The sequence below is a fragment of the Pseudomonas sp. Leaf48 genome (assembly GCF_001421885.1).
Taxonomy (GTDB): domain Bacteria; phylum Pseudomonadota; class Gammaproteobacteria; order Pseudomonadales; family Pseudomonadaceae; genus Aquipseudomonas.
The window spans coordinates 160967-185699 of record NZ_LMLH01000003.1 but is presented as its reverse complement, the minus strand read 5'-3'; the positions used below and the strand labels follow the sequence as shown (position 1 = coordinate 185699).

The window sequence follows — 24733 nt, the reverse complement described above, 5'->3', positions numbered from 1 at the left end:
TGGTGAGGCTGCCGTTTTTGTTTTATCGGAAAATGATGTGGCAATACTGGCCCCATCCCGGGCAAGCCCGCTCCCACAGTGATCGGCATCGCGCATAAATTTTGTGCACACAGCTGAAACCTGTGGGAGCGGGCTTGCCCGCGAAGGGGCCCGCACATTCACCGCAGCTGCGACGGTTGTACTGGCATCCCCTACAGTCGGCCTTATAATGCCCGCCTTTGCGCACATCAGCAGGCTGTCACTCCTTGGCAAATATAGATAACCCGGCCGCCGAAATGGCAGCCGACGGCTTTTTCCGCATCGCCTTGGGCGTTGAATACAAAGGCTCGCGCTATCGCGGCTGGCAGCGCCAGGCATCGGGCGTACTCACCGTGCAGGAAACCCTGGAAAACGCCTTGTCGAAAGTGGCTGACTCGCCCGTGTCGCTGCTCTGCGCCGGGCGCACCGACGCCGGGGTGCACGCATGTGGCCAAGTGGTGCATTTCGACACCCAGGTCGAGCGCTCGATGAAGGCCTGGGTCATGGGCGCCAACATCAACTTGCCCCATGACGTCAGTGTCAGCTGGGCCAAGGTCATGCCGGCGCATTTCCATGCGCGGTTCAAGGCCATTGCCCGACGCTACCGCTACGTGATCTACAACGATCAGATCCGCCCGGCGCACCTGAACGAAGAAATCACCTGGAATCACCGTCCGCTGGACGTCGAGCGCATGGCCGAGGCTGCCCGCTACCTGCTCGGCACTCACGACTTCAGCGCTTTCCGCGCCGGACAGTGCCAGGCCAAATCGCCGATCAAGGAGCTGCACCACCTACGCGTCACCCGTCATGGCAAGATGATCGTGCTGGATATTCGCGCCAGTGCTTTCCTGCACCATATGGTGCGCAACATCGCCGGCGTGCTGATGACCATCGGTGCCGGTGAGCGCCCCGTGGAGTGGATGAAGGAAGTGCTGGAGAGTCGCGTGCGCCGTACCGGCGGGGTCACCGCGCATCCGTTCGGCCTGTACCTGGTGCAGGTCGAGTACCGTGACGAGTTCCAGTTGCCCGAGCGTTACATCGGCCCACACTTCCTCACCGGCTTCTCGGAACTTGACGGCTGACGCCCTCGAACGCTTTTGTTACCATCCGGGACTTTCCCGGATTTGTCTTGGAGTTGTGTCGACATGTCAGCCGTTCGCAGCAAGATTTGTGGGATTACCCGCATAGAAGATGCGTTGGCAGCGGTCGAGGCCGGGGCTGATGCCATCGGGTTCGTGTTCTACGCCAAAAGCCCCCGGGCGGTGACGTTCCAGCAGGCGCGCGCAATCATCCAGGTGCTGCCGCCGTTCGTGACCACCGTGGGGCTGTTCGTCAACGCCAGTCGTTGCGAGCTGGGGGAAATCCTCGATGCGGTGCCGCTGGACCTGTTGCAGTTCCATGGCGATGAAGGCGTCGCCGATTGCGAAGGCTGGCACCGTCCCTACATCAAGGCGCTGCGGGTCAAGGCCGGTGATGACATCGCCGCCGCCTGCGATGCTTACCCAAGCGCCAGCGGCATACTGCTCGACGCCTATGTCGAAGGTGTTCCCGGCGGAACCGGCGAAGCATTCGACTGGTCTTTGATACCGCAAGGCCTGAGCAAGCCGATCATCCTGGCCGGGGGCCTGAACCCGGATAATGTCGCCGGCGCGGTGGCGCGGGTCCGGCCCTATGCCGTGGATGTCAGTGGCGGGGTCGAAGCGAGCAAGGGCATCAAGGATCACGCGAAGATTCAAGCGTTCATCAAGGCTCTACGTTGATGTGACGGCTGGCAGACTGCCGCCGTCCACTGCACTGTACAAAACGGCTGAGGATTGATGGGTGGTACGCAGGTCACGCTTGACTGACCCGGCCCCCACCAGACATCGCCGCACACATGAATTTAGCTCAAGGGCATACGCGGGGCTGCGAACCAGAGCGTTCGGGCCGCCGGTACTGGAGAAAGAAAGCATGAGCAACTGGTTAGTAGACAAACTGATCCCTTCGATCATGCGTTCCGAGGTCAAGAAGAGCTCGGTGCCTGAAGGTCTTTGGCACAAATGCCCTTCTTGCGAGGCGGTGCTGTATCGTCCGGAGCTGGAAAAGACCCTGGACGTTTGCCCCAAGTGCAATCACCACATGCGTATTGGCGCGCGCGCGCGCATCGACATTTTCCTCGACGCTGAAGGGCGTACCGAGCTGGGCGCTGACCTGGAGCCGGTTGACCGTCTGAAATTCCGCGACGGCAAGAAGTACAAAGACCGCCTGACCGCTGCACAGAAGCAGACCGGCGAAAAAGACGCACTGGTGTCCATGAGCGGTACCCTGCTGGGTATGCCGGTTGTGGTCTCGGCGTTCGAGTTTTCCTTCATGGGTGGTTCGATGGGTGCCATCGTCGGCGAGCGTTTCGTTCGTGCCGCCAACTACGCCCTGGAAAAACGCTGCCCTATGATCTGCTTCGCCGCTTCCGGCGGTGCGCGGATGCAGGAAGCGCTGATCTCCCTGATGCAAATGGCCAAGACCTCCGCGGTGCTGGCGCGTCTGCGTGAAGAGGGTATCCCGTTCATCTCCGTGCTGACCGACCCGGTCTACGGCGGTGTTTCCGCCAGTCTGGCAATGCTGGGCGACGTGATCGTCGGCGAGCCGAAAGCCCTGATCGGTTTTGCCGGTCCGCGCGTTATCGAGCAGACCGTACGCGAAAAGCTGCCCGAAGGTTTTCAGCGCAGCGAGTTCCTGCTGGAACACGGCGCCATCGACATGATTGTTCACCGTCAGGAACTGCGTCCGCGCTTGGGTAACCTGCTGGCACAAATGATGGGCCTGCCGACGCCGAAGTTCGTCGCTGCACCAATCGAGCCGATCGTGGTTCCACCGGCACCTGCCAACATATGACCCAACGTACCCTTGGCGAATGGCTCGCCTACCTTGAACAGTTGCACCCTTCGGCCATCGACATGGGCCTGGAGCGTTCGCAGCAGGTAGCGTCCCGCATGGGGCTGGGCAAGCCGGCGCCTCGGGTGATCACGGTCACCGGCACCAACGGCAAGGGTTCCACCTGTGCGTTCGTGGCTTCGTTGCTGCGCGCCCAGGGCTTGAAAGTCGGCGTCTACAATTCTCCGCACCTGCTGCGTTACAACGAGCGGGTGCAGGTCAATGGTGTCGAAGCCAGTGATGCCGAACTGTGTGAGGCCTTTGCTGCGGTAGAGGCGGGGCGTGGTGACACGTCCCTGACCTATTTCGAAATGGGCACGCTGGCAGCGTTCTGGCTGTTTCAGCGTTCAGCTCTTGATGCCGTGGTGCTGGAAGTAGGGCTGGGCGGTCGTCTGGACACGGTCAACGTGGTGGACGCCGACATGGCGCTGGTCACCAGCATTGGCGTCGATCACGCGGATTACCTGGGCGATACCCGCGAGTCCGTGGCCTTCGAAAAGGCCGGCATCTTCCGCCCGGGCGCACCCGCGCTGTGCGGCGACCTGAATCCTCCGCAACCCCTGCTCGACAAGGCGCGCGAGCTCGATTGCCCGTTTTTCCTGCGCGGGCGCGATTTTGACCTCGGTGTCACTGATCACAACTGGCAATGGCGCGGCCTTGACGCTCAAGGGCGAGCGGTCGAGCTGCGTGACCTGCCGTTGCTCGATCTGCCGATGGAAAACGCCGCGCTGGCCTTGCAGGCGTACCTGCTGCTGGGCTTGCCCTGGGTAGAGGCGCAGATTGTTCAGGCGCTGCAGGCGACGCGAGTTGTAGGTCGTCTGGATCGCCGTCAGTTCGACTGGCAAGGCAAGCGTTTGAATCTGTTGCTGGATGTGGGGCATAACCCCCATGCGGCGGAGTATCTGGCCCGTCGCCTGGCGAGCCGACCGCTGGCTGGCAAGCGCCTGGCGGTGTTCGGGTTGCTCGTGGACAAGGATCTTGATGGTGTTGTCGGCGAATTGAATGCTAGTGTCCAGCATTGGGCCGTCGCCCCCCTGGATTCGCCACGGACACGACCGGTTGCCGATTTGCACCAGGCATTGCAGAACATTGGCGCTTCGGTAGCGTCTTATGACAGTGTGGCTGCAGCCCTGGAAGGGCAGTGCGCCAACGCTTCGAGCAACGACGAAATCCTGTTGTTCGGATCATTTTATTGTGTTGCCGAGGCCCTGGAATGGTTGGCCCGGCGCTCCACGGAGGAAGCGGCAAATGGCATTGCTGGATAAGGCATACAAACAGCGCATGGTCGGCGCCCTGGTGCTGGTCGCACTGGCGGTTATTTTTCTGCCGATGCTGTTTTCCCGTCAGGATGAGCAGCGCCAGGTGATCGTCGAGGCCCCGGCTGCACCGCAGGCGCCGGCCTTGCCTCAGGTGCAGGTCGAGCCGGTGGTGGTTCCCGAACCTCAAGCCTTGCCGCAGGAACCGGTGCCGAGCGATGAAGAAATCGCTCAGCAGGAAGCGCCTGTAGTGCCTGCGGCTCCTGTCGCCCCAGCACCGACGGCCAAGGCGGTGACCCCGCCGCCTGCTCCTGCGCCGGCATTGGCAGCCAAGCCGGCAACAGCGCCGGTACAGCCAATCACCGCTGCGCCGGGCAAGCCCGATACCACTCAGAGCCGCGTCGACGCCAATGGGCTGTCGGTCAGCTGGTCGGTGCAACTGGCCAGTCTGGCGAGTCGTGACAGTGCCGAAAAACTGCAGAAATCCCTGCGCAGCCAGGGTTACAACGCCTATATCCGTACCGCCGACGGCAAGAATCGCGTGTTTGTCGGGCCGTTGATCGAACGCGCCGAAGCCGATCGCTTGCGTGACTTGCTCAGCCGCCAGCAGAACCTCAAGGGTTTTGTCGTGCGCTTTCAGCCGGAGCGCGGTTAAAACTATCGCCCCGATTTGAAATGCACAGGCAATCGCAGCTTACCGACAGGCACGGGCTCTGCTAAAATGCGCCGCCTTATCCGTCTGTAGGCTGCACTGTGCCATTTACCTGGGTTGACTGGGCGATCGTTGCAATCGTCGCCATCTCCGCATTGATCAGTCTGAGCCGCGGCTTCGTCAAAGAAGCACTGTCGCTGCTGACCTGGATCATCGCAGGAGTCGTTGCCTGGATGTTCGGTGGTTCATTGTCCGAGTACCTCGCCGGATACATCGAAACGCCATCGGCTCGCGTGATCGCGGGTTGTGCCATCATGTTTGTCGCCACTTTAATCGTAGGCGCAATGATCAATTATCTTATCGGCGAGTTGGTTCGCGTCACCGGGTTGTCCGGGACCGACCGATTCCTCGGCATGGCCTTCGGCGCCGCCCGTGGCGGGTTGCTGGTGGTCATTGCCGTCGGGCTGTTGAGCCTGGGGCCGGTACAGCAGGACGGGTGGTGGAAAGAATCACAGCTCGTACCAAGATTTCTATTGGTCGCAGACTGGTCCAAAAACCTGATTCTCGGGTGGAGCAGTCAGTGGCTTGCCAGCGGAATCAGCGTACCCGCTGATATACCGTTCAAGGAGCAACTCTTGCCGACGGCCAAAACGCCTCAGTGAGTAGTGCTCAGTTCAGATCCATTAAGTAGGGGTTGCGTCGCATGTGTGGCATCGTCGGTATCGTCGGTAAGTCGAACGTCAATCAGGCGCTGTATGACGCGCTAACCGTCCTCCAGCACCGCGGCCAGGACGCTGCCGGTATCGTGACCAGCCATGATGGCCGGTTGTTCCTGCGCAAGGACAATGGTCTGGTGCGTGACGTGTTCCAGCAGCGTCACATGCAGCGTCTGGTCGGCCACATGGGTATCGGCCACGTCCGTTACCCGACCGCGGGCAGCTCGACTTCGGCCGAGGCCCAACCGTTTTACGTCAACTCGCCTTACGGCATCACCCTGGCGCATAACGGTAACCTGACCAACGTTGAACAACTGGCCAAGGAGATTTACGAATCTGACCTGCGCCACGTCAACACCAGTTCCGATTCGGAAGTGCTGCTCAACGTGTTTGCTCACGAGCTGGCCCAGCGCGGCAAGCTGCAGCCGACCGAAGAAGACGTGTTCGCCGCCGTTACCGACGTGCACAACCGTTGCGTCGGTGGTTACGCGGTGGTGGCGATGATCACCGGCTACGGCATCGTCGGTTTCCGCGATCCGCACGGTATCCGCCCGATCGTCTTCGGTCAGCGTCACACCGACGAGGGCGTGGAGTACATGATCGCTTCCGAAAGCGTGTCCCTGGACGTGCTCGGCTTCACCCTGATCCGCGATCTGGCGCCGGGCGAAGCGGTCTACATCACCGAAGAGGGCAAGCTGCACACCCGTCAGTGCGCGACCAACCCGTCCCTGACCCCGTGCATCTTCGAACACGTGTACCTGGCGCGTCCGGACTCGATCATCGACGGCGTGTCGGTGTACAAGGCCCGTCTGCGCATGGGTGAGAAGCTCGCCGAGAAGATCCTGCGCGAGCGTCCCGAGCACGATATCGACGTGGTCATCCCGATCCCGGACACCAGCCGCACTGCGGCCCTGGAGCTGGCCAACCACCTGGGCGTGAAATTCCGCGAAGGCTTCGTGAAGAACCGCTACATCGGCCGGACCTTCATCATGCCGGGCCAGGCCGCGCGGAAAAAATCCGTACGCCAGAAACTCAACGCCATCGAACTGGAGTTCCGCGGCAAGAACGTGATGCTGGTGGACGACTCCATCGTTCGCGGTACCACCTGCAAGCAGATCATTCAGATGGCCCGTGAAGCCGGCGCCAAGAACGTCTACTTCTGCTCCGCGGCCCCGGCCGTTCGTTATCCGAACGTCTACGGTATCGACATGCCGAGCGCCCACGAACTGATCGCCCACAACCGTTCGACCCAGGACGTGGCCGAGCTGATCGGCGCCGACTGGCTGATCTATCAGGATCTGCCTGACTTGATCGAAGCGGTCGGTGGCGGCAAGATCAAGATCGACAAGTTCGATTGTGCGGTGTTCGACGGCCAGTACGTCACCGGTGACGTCGACGAGGCTTACCTGAACAAGATCGAGCAGGCACGTAACGATGCCTCCAAGGTCAAGACGCAGGCAGTCAGTGCGATCATCGATCTGTACAACAACTGAGTTTCTACCGGCCCCTAGGGGCCGGTTCTGTATCTACTGAAAAATTTTATTTATCGAGAGCAGGGCAAGGAGTGACAGCATGAGTCAGGAATGGGATGCCGGTCGGCTGGACAGCGACCTCGAAGGTGTAGCGTTCGATACCCTGGCCGTACGCGCCGGTCAGCACCGTACGCCGGAAGGCGAACACGGTGACCCGATGTTCTTCACCTCCAGCTATGTGTTCCGTACCGCCGCCGATGCGGCTGCACGTTTCGCCGGGGAAGTGCCGGGCAACGTCTATTCTCGCTACACCAACCCGACCGTTCGCGCCTTCGAGGAGCGCATTGCCGCACTGGAAAGCGCCGAGCAGGCGGTGGCCACGGCGACCGGCATGGCCGCGATCATGGCGGTGGTGATGAGCCTGTGCAGCGCCGGCGATCACGTGCTGGTGTCGCAAAGCGTATTTGGTTCGACCATCAGCCTGTTCGAGAAGTACTTCAAGCGCTTTGGCATCGAAGTCGATTACGTGCCCCTGGCCAACTTGTCCGGTTGGGATGCAGCGATCAAGGCCAACACCAAGCTGCTCTTCGTCGAGTCGCCATCCAACCCGCTGGCGGAGCTGGTGGACATCGCTGAGCTGGCGAAAATCGCTCACGCCAAAGGTGCGATGCTGGTAGTCGACAACTGTTTCTGCACCCCGGCCTTGCAGCAGCCGCTGAAAATGGGCGCAGACATCGTCGTGCACTCGGCGACCAAGTTCATCGACGGCCAGGGCCGTTGCATGGGTGGTGTCGTGGCCGGTCGCGGCGAGCAGATGAAAGAGGTGGTGGGTTTCCTGCGTACCGCCGGGCCAACCCTGAGCCCGTTCAACGCCTGGATCTTCCTCAAGGGCCTGGAAACCCTGAACCTGCGGATGAAGGCGCATTGCGCCAACGCCCAGCAACTGGCTGAATGGCTGGAGCAGCAGGACGGCATCGAGAAAGTCCATTACGCCGGCCTCAAGAGCCATCCGCAGCATGAACTGGCCCTGCGTCAGCAGAAGGGTTTCGGCGCGGTTGTCAGTTTCGAGGTCAAGGGCGGCAAAGAGGGCGCCTGGCGCTTTATCGATGCGACGCGCCTGATTTCGATCACTGCCAACCTGGGCGACAGCAAAACCACCATTACGCACCCGAGCACCACCTCCCACGGCCGTCTGGCGCCGCAGGAGCGTGAAGCGGCAGGTATTCGCGACAGTCTGATCCGCGTTGCGGTCGGCCTGGAAGACGTGGCAGACCTGCAAGCCGATCTGGCGCGCGGCCTGGCTGCGCTGTGATCGAGTTGTCCACGCCGTCCACCGGCTCCCATGGCCGCGTAGCGCTGGTGACCGGTGCTGCGCGCGGCATCGGGCTGGGGATCGCCGCCTGGCTGATCAGCGAGGGTTGGCAAGTGGTGCTGACGGACCTGGATCGGGAGCGCGGTTCGAAAGTGGCGAAGGTGCTGGGCGACAATGCCTGGTTCATTGCCATGGATGTGTCCAATGAAGGGCAGGTCGCGCTGGGCGTTGCCGAGGTGCTGGGGCAGTTCGGCCGCCTCGATGCACTGGTGTGCAACGCCGCGGTGGCCGACCCGCACAACATCACTCTGGAAAGCCTCGATCTGGCGTACTGGAATCGTGTGCTGGCGGTGAATCTCAGCGGGCCGATGCTGCTGGCCAAGCATTGTGCGCCTTATCTGCGCGCGCACAGCGGGGCCATCGTCAATCTGGCCTCGACCCGCGCCGGGCAATCGGAACCCGACACCGAGGCTTATGCGGCGAGCAAGGGCGGCCTGTTGGCCCTGACGCATGCCCTGGCCATCAGTCTGGGTCCGGAGATCCGGGTCAATGCCGTCAGCCCTGGCTGGATCGATACCCGGGATCCTTCGGTGCGGCGTGCCGAGCCGTTGACCGAGGCCGACCATGCGCAGCATCCGGCGGGCAGGGTGGGGGCGGTCGAGGATGTGGCGGCGATGGTGGCCTGGCTGTTGTCGAGGAATGCCGGTTTCGTCACGGGGCAGGAATTTGTGGTCGATGGCGGGATGACCAAGAAGATGATCTATAGCGAATAAACCACATCGATCAATTCAGATTGATGTTGAATTGGCTGGCCTCTTCGCGAGCAAGCCCGCTCCCACATTTGGAATGCATTTCCCCTGTGGGAGCGGGCTTGCTCGCGAAAGCAGTCTCACTGCACATACATAATTTTGTCTTTTTTAGAAAAACTTCAATCCTGCTATTGACTTAGGTTCGCTACCTGCGTAAATTTCGCGGCCTCGGAGATGCAAACGGGTGATTAGCTCAGCTGGGAGAGCGTCTGCCTTACAAGCAGAATGTCGGCGGTTCGATCCCGTCATCACCCACCACTTCCGAGATACTTGCGAAAGCAAGAGGTAGGCTGAAATGCCTCCACCGACGCGCAGCGGTAGTTCAGTCGGTTAGAATACCGGCCTGTCACGCCGGGGGTCGCGGGTTCGAGTCCCGTCCGCTGCGCCATATTTTCCGAGTCAGGCACGTCCTGGTTCGAGATTGAAAAGCTACTGAGTTTTCAATCAGACAAGTTACTTGAGCATCTGCTCAAAGCGATACGCAGCGGTAGTTCAGTCGGTTAGAATACCGGCCTGTCACGCCGGGGGTCGCGGGTTCGAGTCCCGTCCGCTGCGCCATATCTGCCCCGAGGCCTGCTGAACGCCTTGGAGCTACGAAGAAAGCCGTTGGCTGACTTCGAGTCGATAGCAAAGACCCTGGTCGAAAGACCGGGGTTTTTTGTTTCTGAAATCTGGATTTCCTTCGCGTCTCTCCTATTCTTCCTCTTAATCCTTTCTGAATGCCTTGGTGTCGGATAAAGCCTGTCGGGCTTTTGATCGCGTCGACTGGCTATCTGGTGGCGTTGGCTACGGTTTCCCGATGCCCACAGCCCTGCGTCAGGCCGTCGCAGTTTTTTTGATTCTTTGGTCAGTTTTTTGTGCCGGGATGTTTGCTGCGAGCGCATAAGCCTATAAACTTAACCTGTCAGTCAGCTTTGCACTTCATTACAGCCCTCCGCGTCGTCAGGTGGGGCTTCTGCAAGACTCGTGATTTCCAGTACATAACCAGAAGGGCGGACCCCATAACCGTCCAGAGGATGATCCATGTCCAACCGTGATATATCCCGGCGCTCGTTCCTTCAGGGCGGGCTGGTAGCGGGTGTGAGCGTGACGCTCACGCCATTGAGCAGCCAGGCGCTGGCCGCCTTGATGGAAAACAGCGTGACCGTGCCGTCCGAGCAGTGGCTTGGCAATAACGGAAAGGCGCGTGCCCGTAACGATGCCTTGTCCAAAGTCTGCGGCAGCAAAGTCTTTGCCCGCGACATCCGCGCCAAGGACATGCCGGGCTGGCCGCAGCAGCAAGGCCACGCCATGCTGCTCAAAACCATCAAGGCCGATCGCATCTACGATGGCTATGACCTGTCGTGGCTGGGCGCCGAGCTGCAGCCTGACCGCATCGTCACCGCCGACGACCTGATCAAGGACGGTATCGTCTTCCCTGAGGAGCACGCCCCGGATCCGCTGTTGCCGGTCGGCAAGGTGCCGATGTTCATCGGTCACCCGGTGGCAATCCTGATCTGGAACGACTTCGAGCGCTTCCGCAAGGCCAAGGCCCAGCTCAAGTTCAATGACAAGGCAATCCGCTACGGCGAGAAAGTACCGTTCTACGAAGGCGACCCCTACGGCAGCTTCCGCTACGTGCGAGTCGGCGGGCCGACTTCGGCAGACGAAGATGAGTTCGCCAGCCTCAAGGACTCGATCCTGTTCCCGATGCTGAAAAACCGTCGGCCGGTGTGGAACTCCCAGCCCAACCTGCACGGCAACCTGACCGAGCGCGGGCTGTTCTACGCTGACCGCATGAAACAGCAGATCGACACTCCGCCAGACAACTGGCTGGTGTTCGACGAACGCTACAAGACCCCATCGATCGAGCCTGCGGCGATGGAGCCGGACAACGGTAACGGCTGGTACGATCCGGCGACCAAGACCCTGCATTTTGTGGTGGCGACCCAGTGCCCACTGGAGGCAGCGACCGAGACCGCGAAGATGATTGCGCCGTCGCGTTTCGGCCTGGCCAACCTGAACATGCACCCGGGCTACACCGTTGGCTACGGTTCCAAGGACCACAACATCTTCGTCTACTACGCAGCCCTGGCGGCGCTGTACGGTGCGGGTGTGCCAGTGCGTCTGGCCAACGACCGCTACGAGCAGTTCCAGAGCGGGATCAAGCGTCACCCGTTCGACATCCGCTACCAGTTGGCGGTGGACAAGACCGACCACAGCTTCAAGATCTTCCGCGCCGATATGAGCGTCGACGGTGGCGGTCGCATCAACTACAGCGCGTCGGTGGCAGCAGTGGGTGCCACGGCGGCGCAGTCGATCTACTACATGCCGCAGAACGATTTGCAGGTCACCGCCTACCATTCGCGCGGCGTTGAAGCCGGTTCGATGCGCGGCTACGGCACCCTGCAGTCCATGGCGTCCACCGAGATGATGGTCGACGAAATCGCCGATCGTCTCGGTGTCGATGCTATCGACCTGCGCCGCAAGAACGCCTTGCGTTCGGGCATGAAAAACACCCAGGGCGCGATCCCGGCGGGTGCCTTGCGCCTGCACGAGATTCTCGACAAGGCGGCGGTCCACGACACCTGGAAAAACCGCGCCGCGATCAAGAAGCAGCGCGAAGCAGCCGATCCCGACAACTGGTACGGCATTGGTTTCGCCATTTGCCAGAAAGACTTCGGCACCGGTTCCGAAGCGCCGATGGCCAGCATCGAATTCACTGCCGAGGGTCGCATCAACCTGCGCCACATCGGCATTGAAATCGGCACCGGCATGTCCACTTCCCAAGCGATGGTAGTGGCCGACTTCCTCGGCAGCCCGGCGCACGAAGTGAAAACCGGCGAAACCGAATGGAAAGAGATGCAGCTGATTACCAGCGGCAACCCTTACATCATGAGTCAGGCCGAGCAGGACAACTTCCTGCGCAACCCGCGCTGGGTCGGCAAAGTGGCCTCAGCCTCCTCGGCGACCAACTCCGCGTACTACTTCAGCCACGCCACCCGTGAAGCGGCGCGCGTGCTGTTCAACCACGGCCTGTGGCCGGCGGCGCTGGAAATCTGGCGACAGGGCCCGTTCGGCGGCCAGGCCAACCCTTACGTGGTGCGTCGCGAAGATGCCCATTGGGTCGACGGCAAGCTCACTGCCAACGGCATGGAGCCCCTGGCCTTTGAAGTACTGGCCAAGCGCGCCCACGAACGTGGCCTGGTGACTGGTGCCACCGTGCACGGCTTCAACCGCTGGAGCTGGGCCGAGGCCGAGTTCAGCATCGACGGCGTGCGCGAGCGTTTGCCGCTCGACGGTCTTGCCGTCAAGTACGGCGACGGTGCACCGAAGGCGAAAAAGGCGCAGATGACCAGCGCCGGTTTCCACCTGCTCGATCGGCAGAACATCGCCTATCCGGCGACCCAGTTGAACAACGCGGCGGTAACTTACTACAGCCCGGTTGCGACGCTGGTGGAAGTGAAGGTCAACAAGGGCTCGAACGAAGTGTCGGTGCTCAACCACCATTCGTGGGTCGAGTGCGGTCGGGTGCTGGTGGAAGAACTGGTCAAGGGCCAGCTCGAAGGCGGCATCGCCATGGGCATCGGTCATGCGCTGATGGAGGAAATGCCGTTGTACGAAGGCGGGCCAGGGGAGGGTGACTGGAACTTCAACCGTTACCGTCTGCCAATGGCGCGGCACGTGGCTGTCTGGAAACAGACCGCAGAAATCCTGCCGCCACTGTCGCCAAGCGATCCGTCCAAGGGCATCGCCGAGGTGGTGATGATCCCGGTGGTCGGTGCCATTGGTAACGCCGTGGCGCATGCCATCGGTAAACGTGTCCGCGACCTGCCTATCACTTCTGCACGCATCAAGGAGGCCCTCAATGGCTAACCGTCCGCTTCAACTGACCCTCAATGGTCAAACCGTCGGCCCGGTGGACATCCCTGATGACCTGCCGATGATCGACTATCTGCACGAATACAAGAACCTCACCGGTTCGCGCCTGGGCTGCGGCCAGGGCATCTGCCACGCTTGTGTGGTGATCGTCGATAACCCGGACGGCACCAGCGAAGAAGTGCGTACCTGCATCACCGGTGCGCATTATTTCGAAGGAAAGAAGGTGCGAACCATCGAAGGTCATGCGACCCGCGATGAGCAGGGCAAGGTCACTGAGCTGAACCCGATCCAGCAGCGCTTCGTCGATGAGTTCGCCTTCCAGTGCAGCTACTGCGCACCGGGCTTCGTCAACGCCGCGACCGTGTTGGTGGAAAAGCTGCAGCGTCAGCCGATCGTCAAAAGCCAGCTGGAAAAAGTCATCGAGGACAGCCTCGGCCATCACATCTGCCGTTGCACCGGGTATGTGCGCTACTACAGCGCGACCCGCAACGTGTTGACCGATCTCGGCCTGGTCAAGGAGGGTTGAGCATGAAGCATCTACTTACCCGCCTTGCGCTGGCGGTCGGCCTGGCTGCGCCGGTTTTTCTGGCTCACGCCGAAGATCAGGTCAAGCGCGGCGAATACCTGGCCCGCGCCGCTGACTGCATGGCCTGCCACACCGCGCCGGGTGGCGCTCCGTACGCAGGCGGCCTGCCGATCGTCTCGCCGTTCGGCACCATCTATGGCACCAACATCACGCCAAGCAAAGAGCACGGCATCGGCCTGTACAGCGATGAAGAGTTCTTTGCCGCGCTGACCGAAGGCAAGCGTCGCGACGGCGCGAACCTGTACCCGGCGATGCCCTACACCTCGTATCACCTGATGCCCCGTGAAGACTCTGACGCCATTCATGCCTACCTGAAAACCGTCGAGCCGATCGAGCGCGCCGCGCCGGTCACCAGCCTGAGCTTTCCGTTCAACGTGCGTCTGGGCCTGATGGGCTGGAACATGATGTACGGCAAGGACGTGAAGCTGGAGCCGGCCCAAGGCAAGAGCGAAGCCTGGAAGCGCGGCCAGTACATGGTCGACGTGCTCGGTCACTGTGGTGAGTGCCACACCCCGCGCGGCCTGCCTGGTGCAATGCAACAGGACAAGCGCATGACCGGCGGTATCCTCAATGGCTACCTGGCCCCGAGCCTGCTGGCCACTGACCTGGCTGCCCGCGGCTGGAACCATCAGGACCTGAGCTCGTTCCTCAAGCACGGCATGAGCGCCCAGGGCACGATGTTCAACGAGATGTTCCCGGTGTTCCACAACAGCACCCAGGGCCTCAGTGATCCGGATCTGGCCGCCATGGCCACCTTCCTGCTCGGCGACCAGCCACCGGCGGCGAAAGTGCTCACCGAGGTGCCATTGGACAAGTTGAGCGCAAGTGCCCGGCGCGGCCGTCAGGAATATTTGAACGTCTGCGCCGGCTGTCACGCCGAGGGTGGCGAAGGCAAACCGCACATCGCCGTGGCCATGCGTGGCAACACCACGTTGCGCCTGGAAGATCCGCGTAACCTGGTGCGGGTGATCGAAGACGGTATCGGCGAGCAGAAATTCTCCGGTTTCGAGCACATGCAGCCGATGCCTGGGTTCGCCGACAAGCTCAGTGCCGAACAACTGACTGATCTGCTCAATTACCTGCGTCAGGGGTGGGGTGGTCAGCCGGGTGATCTGGCGGTCAACGACGTGCAGAAGTTGCAGGCCGAAGCGCCGGCGACCGAGCACAAGGCGCACTGACATGCAGCATCTCGATCTGCAGGTGGTGCGTCGGGCGCTGGAGTGGTCGACGGCCGGCCAGCGCATCTGGCTCTGTACGGTGCTTGCCACCTACGGCTCGGCGCCGCGCGCGCCGGGCTCGTTGCTGGCGGTGAACGTTGCTGGCCAGTGGATCGGCTCGCTGTCCGGCGGCTGCGTGGAGGAAGACTTTCTCGAGCGGGTCGCCGAAGGTGCATTTGAGGATGCTGTCAGTGTCGTTCGTTATGGCGAAGGCGAAGATCCGCGCTCCCGGGTCAGTCTGCCCTGTGGCGGCGTGCTCGATGTGCTGGTGGAGAAGCTTGAGGCTGATTGCGAGGCGCAGGCGCATCTGCGGGAGTTGGAGTCGGCTTTGTTGGGCCGGCGCCGGCTGATTCGTGAAGTCGATCTGGCCAGCGGTGCGCGCAGTCTGTTCGATGATCGCGAGCAGGGTGTGCGCATCGAGCGTGAAATCGACCGGGTTCGAGTGCGTGTCGGGGCTGCCCAGCGCTTGCTGCTGGCCGGGTACTCCAGCGTCGCTCAGGCTTGCGCCGAGTTTGCCGTGGGCCTGGGCTTCGAAGTGATTCTGTGCGATCCACGGGACGAGGTGCTCGAAGGTGTCGTGCTGGAGAGCGTAGAGATTCGACGTCAGTTACCGTCGGTGTTCATCGCCGATGGTGGCTGCCACAGCGACACGGCGGTCGTGGCGCTGACCCATGACCCGCGTATCGATGACCTGGCGATGATGGAAGCAGTGCGCACTGATGCGTTCTACATCGGTGTGATGGGGTCCATCCAGACGTCGCACAAACGCTTCGAACGGCTGCGGCGCATTGGCGGTTTGGGGGATGCGGAGCTGGCGCGGATTCATGCGCCGATCGGGCTGAACCTGGGCAGCAAGACCCCGGCGGAGATTGCGCTGGCAGTGCTGGCGGACATCCTGCGGATTCGTAGCGGCATCCCTCGGGATCGGCTGTAAGATCAAAAGCTCCAAAACAAAAGGCCTGCATCGTTGCAGGCCTTTTTGTTTTTCCGGCTCAGTACCCGAACTTGTCCCGCAACCCGTAATACCAGGCACCCAATGCCGCAAACGGCGTGCGCAGCAATTGTCCGCCGGGGAACGGGTAATGGGGCAGGTCGGCAAAGGCGTCAAAACGCTCGGCCTGGCCGCGCAGTGCTTCGGCCAGCACCTTGCCTGCCAGATGCGTGTAGGTCACGCCATGGCCGCTGCAGCCCTGGGAGTAGTAGATGTTGTCGCCCAGGCGACCGACCTGAGGCAGGCGCGACAGCGTCAGCAGGAAGTTGCCGGTCCAGGCGTAATCGATCTTCACGTCCTTGAGCTGCGGGAAGGCCTTGAGCATCTTCGGCCGGATAATCGCCTCGATGTTCGCCGGATCCCGCGCGCCGTACACCACGCCACCTCCGAAGATCAGGCGCTTGTCACCGCTCAGGCGGTAGTAGTCGAGCAGGTAGTTACAGTCCTCGACGCAGTAGTCCTGAGGCAGCAGGTTCCTGGCCAACTCCTCGCCCAAAGGTTCAGTGGTGATCACCTGAGTGCCACAGGGCATCGACTTGGCGGCCAGCTCCGGCACCAGATTGCCCAGATAAGCGTTGCCCGCGACGATGATGAACTTCGCTCTGACCTTGCCTTGTGGCGTATGCACCACCGGGTTCGCACCGCGCTCGATGCGCACCGCAGGCGATTGCTCATAGATGGTGCCACCCAGGGACTCCACCGCCGCAGCTTCACCCAGAGCCAGGTTGAGCGGATGAATATGCCCGCCGCTCATGTCGAGCATCCCGCCGACGTACTGATCGCAGGCCACCACCTCGCGGATGCGGCGTTGATCCATCAACTCCAGTTGGGTGTGGCCGTAGCGCTCCCACAGGCGCTTCTGGGACTCCAGATGGCCCATCTGCTTGCTGGTCATCGCGGCGAACACGCCACCGTCCTTCAGATCGCACTGAATGTTGTATCGGGCGACCCGCTCACGAATGATCTGCCCACCCTCGAACGCCATCTGCCCCAGCAACTGGGCCTGCTTGGGGCCGACACTGCGCTCGATCACATCGATATCGCGGCTGTAGCTGTTGACGATCTGCCCGCCATTGCGCCCCGACGCCCCGAAACCAACCCTGGCGGCCTCGAGCACGGTTACCTTGAAACCGTTTTCCAGCAGGAACAGGGCAGAGGACAACCCCGTGTAACCGGCACCGATCACACAGACATCAGTCTCGACATCATCCTGCAGCGCCGGGCGCGGGGGGACAGCATTGGCCGATGCGGCGTAGTAGGACTCTGGGTAGGGGGTGTTCGCCATCCTGCAGCCTCTGTTTAATATATTTTACGAGTGTGATGATCCTACCCGAGTTAAAAATTGCCCGCCAGCCACCCGTAAAATCTTCGTTGCAAGCGAAAAATTAAATATTTTGCATATTCATAGGGTTAGCGCGAAAAAAGGTGTTGACACCCCTCCGGAATTCCGTAGAATGCCGCCTCACAGCAGGCACGTAGCTCAGTTGGTTAGAGCACCACCTTGACATGGTGGGGGTCGTTGGTTCGAGTCCAATCGCGCCTACCAAACAAAATCCGCTCTGCTGGGCGGTCTAGAAGGGCTCACCGAAAGGTGGGCCCTTTTTTGTTGTCTTGGATTTCATCAGAACGTTCACAAAATATAGGCTTCGTTCACACTGGGCAATGTGAACGATTATCTCGTGGAGGATTTAGATGTGCCGCAAGCAGCTTTACTTGTGCCTGCGGCAACTGCTGAGAGGGGTTGTAGCTGATGCGTGAAGCTTGTTTGAGTGTGCAGGGTCACTCGATTGCAGGTGGCTGAGAGTCATTGCCAAGCATTGGAAGATCGCTGCCACTTGGTAGCTCTTCTGCCCGAGCTTGAGCATTCCATGCAATTCCAGCCAGCTCTCTCATTCGGTCAACAAGCGGTTTGGCATCCTTTCCAAGCTTTCCGAGCATCACGCCAGCTTCGCCTACAAACGAATAAAATCTGCCGAGGTCGGAAATCTTTTTGTGCATTTCTCTCTGCATTTCTTCAAGCCGCTTCAGAAGGCGCTGCTTATGATCCGCATCCAGCTCCGTGTTGGCCGAAATCATTTCTCGTAATTCATTCAGTAGCTGCTGAATTCGCTTAAGGTCGCCGTCTGTGAATTCATAGCCGAAGGCATCATTGATCGTAAGTGAAAAATGTTTCTTGAGTTGTTCGAACTTGCGTTTTTTTGTAAGGCTTCGATGATTTGATTCAAGCTGTTCTTTGACATCGTTCATAAAGCGAGACAGATATCCACAGCTATGTGGAAATGCGGCGTTGATATCTGGCTCGCTAGCAATGTATTCGATTCGCTTTGCGTCATGCAGAGTGCTTATTAGCCCGTAAATTTCGAAAAGCAGCTCCTCGTCATCTGGCTGCCATGCTGAGTCAGGCTCTAGTGATGATTCGACAAACTCACAAGCTGCAATGGCTCCCGCTAACGGATCATCTCGCACTTGATCCAAGATTTCCTGTGGTATCCGCATGCTCCGCCCTTACTCTTTCGATGTGTGTTGTGGTGGTGAGTTATATAGCCACAGATATCAGAAGCATTGCCAGTATTGCCTAGCCTCGTTCATAAGGTGCGTCTCCTAGAGGCAGCTATAAGAAACGGTGTGGCCTCGAATCCCTTCCTCTGCATCAGTCAGCAGGAAATGCACGATGGCATCCCTCCCGGCTGAGTCGCAATCTCGTAGGCTGTCATACGGACGACTGAGCAGGGTATCCGCCACATTAGTACCGAATCAGGTGTATGCCATTCTTGGCCCAGTCGGATTGAAATGTATTCTCGGGCCGCTCTGGTAGTGCTGTTCCATCTTGTTCAACACACCGAAAATCCATCACGGCCAACATTCTGCCTTTCGGCCCGGGAGGTTGGTTGATGGCGGCGAATGCAGCAGCGCCTTGGCGTTGGATTGCTTCAGAAACGCAAGCTTCCACTGATGTATAAGGCTTTGGGTCTACCATTGGCGGAAGGCATCCCGTGTCATCAGACTTGCCGGGAACAACGCTATTGGTACACATCCAAAGAAATAAAATTACCTTCAACTATTTTGCTCCATGCCGGGTTTGCGTTTTGATCACTGTGCCATCATCAGTATGGGCAGTAAATGGATAGCCGTAGTGAGAAGTCCTGAGCGCCTAGGGCGAACGTGTGACGTGATGGCACTGGTGATGGCTAGTTGATAAGCTCGCAGCTCAGCGGATATAGGGGGGGCGGCTAGATGCCTAAGTTGAAAATGCTGTTGGGCGGGATCACGTTGGCATGCGTTGCGGGCTGTACTGGCGCTCAGATGGTGTCCTCACCTGACTCGGGAGCAGCATATGCACCAGTCAACGAGGGCGCTCGGTTGGGGGTGATCAAGTACCTCAACGATGGGGCAGATATCGTTCGCAAAATGCGTCGAGAAGATGCTTACAAGCAGATGCACACTGCCTGCAAGGGACGATATAGGATTGAGGGTGAAGGGAATAACCCTGAAGGCGGGGCGGCCTTCACTTCGGGGAGTGGCACCTATTGGGCACAGTCCAACTACTGGTACATCCAGTTTTCCTGCATCTAATACAAACGCCATCTGGGAGTAACGAATGAAAGCATGGATGGCGGTGTTAGCACTTGTGGGGGAGCCTAGGTCCTAGGCGAACTGCTGCGATAGGGCGGTACTGGAGGAGGGGTGGCGGCTGACTTTTTAGCCGCCGTATTGCTCAGGCTTGCGACTGCTTGACTGCAATGTCCCGGATGGTCTGGATATTCTGGTGGATTGCTGAGAGGACAAACCACACACCAGAGCCTAGGCACCCAACGGCGAAGCCAATCAAGGCGCCGATGTACTCGTAGTTGCCCTTCATTGCAAAATATCCCACAACTGTTGCCACGATGATCCCTATCCAAGCGAAGAAATTCACTACGGTGATCACGATGTCTTTCATTGTCTTTGCTTCCTGCGTGGTTTGAGTTGTTGTCACTTTGCCATCATTGATATGGGCGGTAAACGCTTGGAGAGAATTACTCTGACCATCAAGAGTGGCTATCGAACAACGGTCGCATCTTGACCGCTGAAAGGAAGGAAGCACCCGCCAGCCGTCTTCATCAGGAAACGCACCTTGAGCTGGCTTCCTTTTGAGAGATCATACCCGGCCTGCTTGTCTGCGAAATCGACCTGTAGGTCTTGAGTCCCTACGCCATCCACATTCAATGAAGCCTCGTCAGACTCCAGCAGAGCAATCTCGCCTTTCCATGTCATCCAGTGGTTTTTGTATTTAGCATTGAAGATATCGTCTTTTTTCTGATCGCTGTAGGTGCTTTTGCACCCTATGTCCGCGTTCACTTGATTGTAGGTTGCTGTGCTTTCGGGGTGCTCGGTGACGGGAGTAGAAGCTGTATAGGTGCTCGCGGTCGAGTTTGTAGGTTTGGTTGGTTCGTTGATCACACCTTTAATAACGATGTAGGCGATGCCGACCGCGAGGACGATTCCGATGGTTCTTTTAGGTGACAAGATTTGATCCTTGATGGTGGGGAAGATGCCATATGGTGGCAGGGTGATCTGACGAGTGTCCAGACATCGGGCGGACCCATTCCCCGTTGAATTTCCAAAATCCGTATTTTTCGGGATAGCACTTCTGATTCAGTTTCAGGCATTCCAGCTAGAAAATAAGACAGGGCGTTCCTGTGCGAACTACCCAGCCGCCCAAATTTTTATGGGCACTTTTTAGGAAGAGGGGGGTGGGGTCATCATGAAAACGGTCGGCGTGGCCCAGGCACTTAGCACAACACGACTAGGCCAAATGGAAACTCGACAAATCTCAAAATAAATTGGTCGGCTCTGAAGCTACTACAGCCTCAGAACGAGACGTTGAAAGCCAGCATCAGGCGACGTACTGCCGTAGGTGTGAACTCGCTACCACGAGCGGTATGCAAGCTCATGGAGGGCGTTAGATATCTATGCTGTCCTTGTTCCAATGGCGTTTGATAGTGGCAATGCCCATACCCAGCTCCGCTGCTGCCTGAGCCTGTGTCATGTCCTTTGATTTGAGTCGTTGTACTGCTGCTGTGGTGTTGAGTGCTTCAGGGCGTCCAAGCTTCTTGCCTTCACTCTTTGCACGTGCCAACCCAGCTTGTGTACGCTCGATCAGCAGGTCACGTTCGAACTCAGCTACAGCCCCTAGCACTTGCATGGTCATCTTGCCTGCTGCTGATGTTAGGTCTACGCCGCCAAGGGCGAGGCAGTGAACGCGGATGCCATTAGTAGCCAGATGCTCAACGGTCTGGCGTACATCCATGGCATTGCGGCCAAGGCGGTCTAGTTTGGTGACGATCAGCACGTCTCCAGACTCCATCCTTTCCAGAAGCTTCTGGAAGCCGGGGCGCTCGTTAGCAGCCACGCTACCTGAGATTGTCTCTTCCACTACACGCTTAGCCTGTACATCGAACCCAGCAGATTTGACTTCCTGCACTTGGTTCTCTGTGAACTGGGTGGAGGTGCTAACGCGGCAGTAGAGGAAGGTACGGGACATGGCGGGCGGCTCCTTGATGGGGATCATTAAACGTGGTATCACTGTATCAAGGTATCAAAAAATATCAATGCCTATATTTATGATGCTGTATTCCGTCCGTCTGGAAGGTATCGTTTAACGACCGTTTGATGACTCGCTGTTATCATCGTCATGAAAATGCATTGGCGTACAGGGAGTAGGGAATGGGTATTGGTCTTGAAACGCTTCGACCAACTGGCAAGTGGATGATCATTGACTGTGTTCAGAGTGCAGGGATAGACGTTAATGAATGGAGCTTCAGGAAGACGGATGGCCGACCAGTAACCCTGCCTCAATCAAATGGTGGCTACTGTTATGAATGGTCTTTTCGAAGCGCCGACAGAAATATCCTGCTGTTGTGTGTTTGGTGGGAAGGATTGCATGTCGACAGTGAAGGGCGTATTTGCTTTTCAGAAAATCTGAGAGCATATGCCGATACCTTGATCCAGCAGCTTGAAAAAGACCCCAAGAATCGAAATCGAACGATCAAAGACCCACGGATCAATCGTGCGCAGCATTTCAGCACGACAGTCCAGCTAGCCTACATGAACACCACTCCTGTTCGGGTAGTAATCGTGACAGGACCTGTTCGTGAGCGTGAGACGGAAGATGAACGAGCAAAGCATGATCGAGCGACTGGGCGCCAACTGGATGATCAGTCGTGGTTCGTAGAGTCGTTCGAAGAGGAGACAGGGGCGTTCACGCTGGTTCGTGGTAATTCTGCTCCACTGGGTGTTGTTGCTGAAACGGCTGGAGTTGATGAAACTCCCATGCAGTTGGAAGTTGGAGTGGTGAAAGATGCTTCGGTAGTAGATCAATTTACTACTGATGAGCGGCCTGCTACATATACCTATAATGGTGTGCAACGGTATCGCGATCCAAGCGTTCGTCGTCGGGTGTTGGAGCGTTCAGGGGGTGTCTGCGAGCTAACAGGGGTTCCCGGCTTCTTTATGAGCAACGGCGGAATCTATCTAGAAACGCATCACATCATTCCTCTTTCAGAGGGTGGCCTTGATACGGTTGAGAATGTCATCGCCCTAACTGCGGATGCTCATCGTCAAGCCCATTTCGGTGTTGGTTGGGTCGAGCTACGAGTTCGCTGCTTAGAGATCGTTGCCGCTCGAATCCGAACAGTTCAACTGGTGCCAAAGGACAGGCTCTCGTACCAAAAATCACCGGGATGGCTGGACGTGATTTCAGGCAATAAGCCATAGGCTGTAGCAGTTGCACACCCAAAGCATCAGCTTTGAGCGGGATACCACTTCAGGTCTGCTGGCTGGATGCACCGAAGCGTGAGCTTCCAAGGGGCTCCGCTGTGGCGTGACCGCCGACACCTCCTTCGGATGTACTCCAGTAATTAATTAAATTTACACAAATCCAGCTCTTCGCTTGTGATCTTGTTTGTCGGTGCGGAAATGAATACGTCCGTATTCGGCAGTGCCCGGTTAGCGGATGCTGACAGTTATTGCACGTCACCTTCGGTGGAGCAGATCAAGAGCAAGAGCTTGGGTGTGTGTTGATTTCATTTAATTTACTGGTGTACTGATCCGGGATCGGGACGATGCAGAAACGCTCGTACTGGTGCAGATTCACTCGCGTGTAACTGTGAGCTTCCCGTCCGGTGTCCGACCCTATACATATGGTGGGCGTGAGCCGGACAGGTAACTCCGTGTTAGGTCGCTTATCCCAGCCACCCCTGAGACTCGACATATTCCAGAAACGGGTCATTGTTCGAAGGTTCTGGGAAGTATTCGTCTCGTGCGTCTGGAACTTTTGGACAGCTCATGTCAGGAACGCCATCCAATGAGTTCGTCACGGCAGTCGTTCGCACAAGTAGTTTGGCGACTGGTTCCGCACCAAGCGCGCTAACGATCTTCAGAATATGCTTTCGAGCAGCAAATGCCTGTTTGCGTTGTGCCAAGTCGGCATCTTCACTGTCTTCTGTCGCATGAGCACCATGGAGCTCCATGAACTGATTGATGCACTCATCTATCCTGCACATCAAATTGAGTGCAGATTCTTCGAGGAAGAGGCGACTTCCAGTTGGCGCCGCTTCATCTACCCAGTCCATTACGAAGATGACGTTTGAGTCGTCCTTGGACGCACGCTGTCGCACCCTTTCTTTGACTCGTTTGACCACATCTGCGTCGAAACTGCTGTAGTAACGCCCTTCAGCAGTATCCCATTTACAACCGTACTCTTGATGCAAGATGCCACGAAGCTCGTAGTCTTTGATTCCTTGGGAGCGAGTCGCGAGGTCATAAATTCGACTCACGGACTTATCAAAGGGTGTAGAAATCCCCATTGGTACATCTTTAGTCAGGGCTTTGACTCTGCGTTCAGGGAGTCCTGTGGCTTGCACAATTTTGGCAATGGATAGACCGCCCCGTCGTAGCTGTACGACTTGCTCTTCGATCGTCGGTGCATCAAGGGTGTGGCCAGAGTCCGATTTTGTTGGGGGCGGTGCGACTCCAGCTCCAGTAGCCAACTCGTCATTGGCTGAGGTGGGGATCAAATTCAGAACAAATGTGTGTGGCATGGATGGTTCTCCTGTCTTCAAGTTCATTTCATAGGCGTGTGCCTCGTTAGTAGTGGTTACCGCAGGCGTGTGCCTTCGGTGGTACTTGGGGGTAAATCAGTCCCGGATGTGGCGGGAACAGGTTCGTAGTCGATTGATCACACGTGCATCAAGTTTTGATTCGTAGCTATCTGCCAACTGATTGCAGTACGCCTGATGGGCCGACTGGTAAGCTTTGAAGGCTTCCGTAATGTCTGTGAACGTCCCTAGTTCGACTCGTTTTCCGAACATCGAAAGGGTAGACACGACACCCATACCGCCTGACCTTTCCGACACTCCAAGAGGCAGCTTCCCGCGACGACTCCGAGTGTTCCTGAAAATCTGGTTGATCAGCTTCGGAACGACCGAGCAATGCTCTGGTGAGTACGCGGAGTTCAGTTGATCCAGAATGTCTTTGTCCAACTCTGCGTCGGGCTCGAACGCATAGGGTTGCACGGAATACCAAGCTGCAAATTCTTGATAGTCCCACCACTTTCTACAGACGCTGCAATCTTCATAAGCGGGGCTCTTCTTGGGGCCGTAAGCTCGCCGCATCATGTTGTGCCACGCTGTGTATGGCGTTCCCTTCCCTGTTTTGAAGTGGGGCATTCCCATGGCCTTACGGCGGCGCCCAGAGTTGTAGCCAAAGCCGTAGGTCAGCGACTCATCCAATGGGGGAGCGAATAGCGGTATCTCTTCCCCGAGACTGTAGTCAAGGTGGATTCCAGCCACACAAGGGGCCACGAGGATAGTTTTGGTGATGTCGATGATGCTGTGTTGTTGCATGTTGTTACCTCCGTTCAGTTGAAAAATGGGCAATAAAAAACCGACACA

21 protein-coding genes and 4 tRNA genes are annotated in these 24733 nt (G+C 58.4%); 18 read left to right on the top strand and 7 right to left on the bottom strand.

The window, feature by feature from the left end; genetic code table 11:
• The first annotated feature begins 275 nt into the window (after positions 1 to 275).
• From truA to ASE98_RS03800, 16 genes are all read left to right on the top strand, one after another.
• Positions 276 to 1100 carry a tRNA pseudouridine(38-40) synthase TruA gene (truA, locus tag ASE98_RS03875; protein ID WP_060540053.1) on the top strand — a complete coding sequence of 275 codons (825 nt, stop codon included), beginning with the start codon at positions 276 to 278 and terminating at the stop codon, positions 1098 to 1100.
• A 63-nt stretch (positions 1101 to 1163) separates the two neighbouring features.
• Positions 1164 to 1778, top strand: a complete 615-nt coding sequence (locus ASE98_RS03870; protein WP_060540052.1) for a phosphoribosylanthranilate isomerase — start codon at positions 1164 to 1166, stop codon at positions 1776 to 1778.
• Between the two features lie 190 nt (positions 1779 to 1968).
• Positions 1969 to 2889 (top strand): acetyl-CoA carboxylase, carboxyltransferase subunit beta, encoded by a 921-nt coding sequence (gene accD, locus ASE98_RS03865; protein WP_060540051.1) that lies wholly within the window; start codon positions 1969 to 1971, stop codon positions 2887 to 2889.
• Positions 2886 to 4193, top strand: a complete 1308-nt coding sequence (folC, locus tag ASE98_RS03860) for a bifunctional tetrahydrofolate synthase/dihydrofolate synthase (RefSeq protein ID WP_060540050.1) — start codon at positions 2886 to 2888, stop codon at positions 4191 to 4193. The genes accD and folC overlap by 4 nt, the downstream gene beginning before the upstream one ends.
• A complete protein-coding gene (locus ASE98_RS03855; RefSeq protein WP_060540049.1) occupies positions 4177 to 4839 on the top strand; it encodes an SPOR domain-containing protein in 663 nt (220 codons plus the stop codon). The genes folC and ASE98_RS03855 overlap by 17 nt, the downstream gene beginning before the upstream one ends.
• A 98-nt stretch (positions 4840 to 4937) precedes the next feature.
• Complete coding sequence (locus ASE98_RS03850) at positions 4938 to 5498, top strand: CvpA family protein (protein ID WP_060540048.1); 561 nt, start codon at positions 4938 to 4940, stop codon at positions 5496 to 5498.
• Between the two features lie 41 nt (positions 5499 to 5539).
• On the top strand, positions 5540 to 7045 hold the full coding sequence (purF, locus tag ASE98_RS03845; protein WP_060540047.1) for an amidophosphoribosyltransferase: 1506 nt from the start codon (positions 5540 to 5542) through the stop codon (positions 7043 to 7045).
• Positions 7046 to 7124: 79 nt separating this feature from the next.
• Positions 7125 to 8336: an O-succinylhomoserine sulfhydrylase gene (locus ASE98_RS03840; RefSeq protein ID WP_060540046.1), complete on the top strand. Its 1212-nt coding sequence runs from the start codon at positions 7125 to 7127 to the stop codon at positions 8334 to 8336.
• A complete protein-coding gene (locus tag ASE98_RS03835) occupies positions 8333 to 9109 on the top strand; it encodes an SDR family oxidoreductase (RefSeq protein ID WP_060540045.1) in 777 nt (258 codons plus the stop codon). The genes ASE98_RS03840 and ASE98_RS03835 overlap by 4 nt, the downstream gene beginning before the upstream one ends.
• Before the next feature lie 218 nt (positions 9110 to 9327).
• A tRNA-Val gene (locus ASE98_RS03830) sits at positions 9328 to 9403 on the top strand.
• Positions 9404 to 9456: 53 nt separating this feature from the next.
• Positions 9457 to 9533, top strand: a tRNA-Asp gene (locus tag ASE98_RS03825).
• 93 nt (positions 9534 to 9626) lie between these two features.
• A tRNA-Asp gene (locus tag ASE98_RS03820) sits at positions 9627 to 9703 on the top strand.
• Between the two features lie 465 nt (positions 9704 to 10168).
• Positions 10169 to 13000: a xanthine dehydrogenase family protein molybdopterin-binding subunit gene (locus ASE98_RS03815; protein ID WP_060540044.1), complete on the top strand. Its 2832-nt coding sequence runs from the start codon at positions 10169 to 10171 to the stop codon at positions 12998 to 13000.
• Positions 12993 to 13532: a (2Fe-2S)-binding protein gene (locus ASE98_RS03810; protein ID WP_060540043.1), complete on the top strand. Its 540-nt coding sequence runs from the start codon at positions 12993 to 12995 to the stop codon at positions 13530 to 13532. Before ASE98_RS03815 ends, ASE98_RS03810 begins: the two co-directional genes overlap by 8 nt.
• A gap of 2 nt (positions 13533 to 13534) precedes the next feature.
• A complete protein-coding gene (locus ASE98_RS03805; RefSeq protein ID WP_060540042.1) occupies positions 13535 to 14770 on the top strand; it encodes a c-type cytochrome in 1236 nt (411 codons plus the stop codon).
• Between the two features lies 1 nt (position 14771).
• A complete protein-coding gene (locus ASE98_RS03800; protein WP_060540041.1) occupies positions 14772 to 15743 on the top strand; it encodes an XdhC family protein in 972 nt (323 codons plus the stop codon).
• A 58-nt stretch (positions 15744 to 15801) separates the two neighbouring features.
• Here the strand turns inward: ASE98_RS03800 and ASE98_RS03795 are convergent, their stop codons facing one another.
• On the bottom strand, positions 15802 to 17085 hold the full coding sequence (locus ASE98_RS03795; RefSeq protein ID WP_060540040.1) for an NAD(P)/FAD-dependent oxidoreductase: 1284 nt from the start codon (positions 17083 to 17085) through the stop codon (positions 15802 to 15804).
• A 184-nt stretch (positions 17086 to 17269) separates the two neighbouring features.
• Between ASE98_RS03795 and ASE98_RS03790 the strand changes: the two genes are divergently transcribed.
• Positions 17270 to 17346 (top strand) — tRNA-Val (locus tag ASE98_RS03790).
• A gap of 233 nt (positions 17347 to 17579) precedes the next feature.
• On the opposite strand, the gene ASE98_RS03785 is transcribed toward ASE98_RS03790, so the two are convergent.
• The 4 genes from ASE98_RS03785 to ASE98_RS03765 form a co-directional block, all read right to left on the bottom strand.
• Positions 17580 to 18296, bottom strand: a complete 717-nt coding sequence (locus ASE98_RS03785) for a hypothetical protein (protein WP_060540039.1) — start codon at positions 18294 to 18296, stop codon at positions 17580 to 17582.
• A 1219-nt stretch (positions 18297 to 19515) separates the two neighbouring features.
• Positions 19516 to 19740, bottom strand: coding sequence for a hypothetical protein (locus ASE98_RS03775; protein WP_060540037.1), 225 nt, complete (start codon positions 19738 to 19740; stop codon positions 19516 to 19518).
• Positions 19741 to 19838: 98 nt separating this feature from the next.
• Positions 19839 to 20306 (bottom strand): hypothetical protein, encoded by a 468-nt coding sequence (locus tag ASE98_RS03770; protein ID WP_060540036.1) that lies wholly within the window; start codon positions 20304 to 20306, stop codon positions 19839 to 19841.
• A 436-nt stretch (positions 20307 to 20742) separates the two neighbouring features.
• Positions 20743 to 21324: a recombinase family protein gene (locus tag ASE98_RS03765; RefSeq protein WP_060540035.1), complete on the bottom strand. Its 582-nt coding sequence runs from the start codon at positions 21322 to 21324 to the stop codon at positions 20743 to 20745.
• A 182-nt stretch (positions 21325 to 21506) separates the two neighbouring features.
• On the opposite strand from ASE98_RS03765, the gene ASE98_RS26440 reads away from it, so the two are divergent.
• Positions 21507 to 22556 (top strand): HNH endonuclease, encoded by a 1050-nt coding sequence (locus ASE98_RS26440; RefSeq protein WP_156465467.1) that lies wholly within the window; start codon positions 21507 to 21509, stop codon positions 22554 to 22556.
• Positions 22557 to 23023: 467 nt separating this feature from the next.
• Here the strand turns inward: ASE98_RS26440 and ASE98_RS03760 are convergent, their stop codons facing one another.
• Entirely contained in the window at positions 23024 to 23881 is an 858-nt protein-coding gene (locus tag ASE98_RS03760; RefSeq protein ID WP_060540034.1) for a hypothetical protein, read from the bottom strand.
• A 96-nt stretch (positions 23882 to 23977) separates the two neighbouring features.
• Entirely contained in the window at positions 23978 to 24685 is a 708-nt protein-coding gene (locus tag ASE98_RS03755) for a hypothetical protein (RefSeq protein ID WP_060540033.1), read from the bottom strand.
• Positions 24686 to 24733 lie beyond the last annotated feature (48 nt).

Coding starts and splice junctions, on each gene's coding strand:
- ASE98_RS03755 (WP_060540033.1), bottom strand. CDS start 24,685: ATGCAACAACACAGCATCATCGACATCACCAAAACTATCCTCGTGGCC.
- truA (WP_060540053.1), top strand. CDS start 276: ATGGCAGCCGACGGCTTTTTCCGCATCGCCTTGGGCGTTGAATACAAA.
- accD (WP_060540051.1), top strand. CDS start 1,969: ATGAGCAACTGGTTAGTAGACAAACTGATCCCTTCGATCATGCGTTCC.
- ASE98_RS03815 (WP_060540044.1), top strand. CDS start 10,169: ATGTCCAACCGTGATATATCCCGGCGCTCGTTCCTTCAGGGCGGGCTG.
- folC (WP_060540050.1), top strand. CDS start 2,886: ATGACCCAACGTACCCTTGGCGAATGGCTCGCCTACCTTGAACAGTTG.
- ASE98_RS03810 (WP_060540043.1), top strand. CDS start 12,993: ATGGCTAACCGTCCGCTTCAACTGACCCTCAATGGTCAAACCGTCGGC.
- ASE98_RS03855 (WP_060540049.1), top strand. CDS start 4,177: ATGGCATTGCTGGATAAGGCATACAAACAGCGCATGGTCGGCGCCCTG.
- ASE98_RS03805 (WP_060540042.1), top strand. CDS start 13,535: ATGAAGCATCTACTTACCCGCCTTGCGCTGGCGGTCGGCCTGGCTGCG.
- ASE98_RS03775 (WP_060540037.1), bottom strand. CDS start 19,740: ATGAAAGACATCGTGATCACCGTAGTGAATTTCTTCGCTTGGATAGGG.
- purF (WP_060540047.1), top strand. CDS start 5,540: ATGTGTGGCATCGTCGGTATCGTCGGTAAGTCGAACGTCAATCAGGCG.
- ASE98_RS03840 (WP_060540046.1), top strand. CDS start 7,125: ATGAGTCAGGAATGGGATGCCGGTCGGCTGGACAGCGACCTCGAAGGT.
- ASE98_RS03760 (WP_060540034.1), bottom strand. CDS start 23,881: ATGCCACACACATTTGTTCTGAATTTGATCCCCACCTCAGCCAATGAC.
- ASE98_RS03800 (WP_060540041.1), top strand. CDS start 14,772: ATGCAGCATCTCGATCTGCAGGTGGTGCGTCGGGCGCTGGAGTGGTCG.
- ASE98_RS26440 (WP_156465467.1), top strand. CDS start 21,507: ATGGGTATTGGTCTTGAAACGCTTCGACCAACTGGCAAGTGGATGATC.
- ASE98_RS03870 (WP_060540052.1), top strand. CDS start 1,164: ATGTCAGCCGTTCGCAGCAAGATTTGTGGGATTACCCGCATAGAAGAT.
- ASE98_RS03785 (WP_060540039.1), bottom strand. CDS start 18,296: ATGCGGATACCACAGGAAATCTTGGATCAAGTGCGAGATGATCCGTTA.
- ASE98_RS03765 (WP_060540035.1), bottom strand. CDS start 21,324: ATGTCCCGTACCTTCCTCTACTGCCGCGTTAGCACCTCCACCCAGTTC.
- ASE98_RS03795 (WP_060540040.1), bottom strand. CDS start 17,085: ATGGCGAACACCCCCTACCCAGAGTCCTACTACGCCGCATCGGCCAAT.